The sequence below is a fragment of the Desulfovibrio sp. 1214_IL3152 genome (assembly GCF_036763055.1).
Lineage (GTDB): Bacteria > Desulfobacterota > Desulfovibrionia > Desulfovibrionales > Desulfovibrionaceae > Desulfovibrio.
Map to the genome: position 1 here is coordinate 1 of NZ_JBAIYW010000543.1, position 1,676 is coordinate 1,676.

Annotated in this window: 2 pseudogenes; both read left to right on the forward strand. The window is 58.2% G+C overall.

From position 1 onward, the window contains the following. A pseudogene (locus V6C07_RS11495) lies at positions 1–823 on the forward strand (glutamine synthetase type III); the annotation flags it as partial. Positions 824–1,242: 419 nt separating this feature from the next. Further along, positions 1,243–1,676: pseudogene (locus V6C07_RS11500) on the forward strand (anthranilate synthase component I family protein); the annotation flags it as partial.

Below are 1,676 nucleotides of genomic sequence, written 5' to 3' on the forward strand. Positions count from 1 at the left end.
GCCGCCCCTGCCCGCTGACCCTGGCGATCGCAACCGCACAAGTCCTGTGGCTTTTACGGGCAACCGCTTTGAATTCCGCGCGCTCGGCTCCAGCCAGTCCGCCGCGGGCTCCATCACGGCGCTTAACGTCATGATGGCAGATTCTCTGGGTTTTGCCGCCGACTGGCTCGAAAAAGAGCTGGCTCAGGGCAGCGATTTCAAAACAGCCCTGGAATCTTTTATCAGTCACGTCATTGAAGAGCACAGCGCCGTGATCTTTAACGGCGACGGCTACTCCGAGATCTGGCACAAAGAGGCCGTGCGGCGCGGGCTGCCGAACCTGCGCACCACTCCTGAAGCCCTGCCGGAGCTTACACGCCCTGAAGTGATTGAAATCTATGAAAAGACAGAGGTGCTCAATCGGGCGGAACTCAAGGCCCGGCAGGACATCTATCTGGAGCAGTACTGCAAAACCGTGCGCACCGAGGCCAATCTGACCATACGCATAGCCCGTACGGTCATTTTCCCCGCGGCCATGCGCTACCAGGGCGAACTGGCGTCCACGGCGGCCAGCATGCAGGCCATCGGCATGCAGCCGAAAACCTTCACCCTTGAAGAAGTGACCGCCCAACTGCGGCAAATGCAGGCCGCTATCATGACCCTTGAAAATGTGCTGACCGAGGTGGACGCGCAGGGATTGGGCATGGAAGCAGCACGCCGTTACTGTAACGAGGTGCTGCCGTGCATGAACGAGGTGCGCCGCCACGCCGACATGCTGGAAACGCGCGTTGCCGATGACCTGTGGGCGTTGCCCAACTATCAGGAGATACTGTTCGGCAAATAGGCCAGAACAAAGCTGCCTTGAACTTGTCCTTACGGTTTCCCCGGCCTTTTTCACGACGTGTGTTTCACGGTACACGGCTTTTGTGAAAGAGGCCGGGGTTGTCTGCTGTTGATCGGGGCTTCGGGCGCAAACCGGCTCCGGCGTCGCGGCTTGTTTTTTTGTTGCGCGCGAAATTTGTTGTTGACAGGCGTACGACCGCTGTGTAGTTTTTTAAAAAATTGTAAGGAACGTATTTTTATGAGCACTTTCCCCAACACCATTGTTTGCAGCTATCAGGGCTGGTGGTGGCGCATTGAGCAGCGTGGGGGAGACGTGCGGGCTAAATAGTTCCGATACGTAGGTATAGCTGTATGCAGGCGCCGTCTCCCTTGGGAGGCGGCGCTTTTTTGTTTGTTCTAAAAAAACTGAAGGATCGGCAGATGAAAGAGAACGGTGACAAGTTGCATTTGCTTACGTTGCGACAGTCCGCCCGCTGGCTGCCGGCGGATATGGATACACCCATCAGCCTGTTTATGGGCATGGTGGGCGCCGGTAACGGCATTTTGCTGGAAAGCGCCGAGGTGGACGGCCGCTGGGGGCGTTACAGCATTCTTGCCTGCGATCCGGCTCTTTTCATCGCCTGCCGCGATGGTCTGCTGGCGCTGGATGTGAAAGACCCGCGGCTTGATGCGCTCACGGCTTTTGAAGGTCGCCCTTTTGTGGAAGGGCTGCGCGCCCTCATGGCCGCCCTGGATGTGCGGCCGCCTGAAAATGCCGCAAACCTGCCGCCCATTACCCGCGCCCTGTACGGCTACCTTGGCTTTGGCATGGCGGGGCTGTTCAATCCCGTGCTGGCAACCGTCATGCCGGAAAA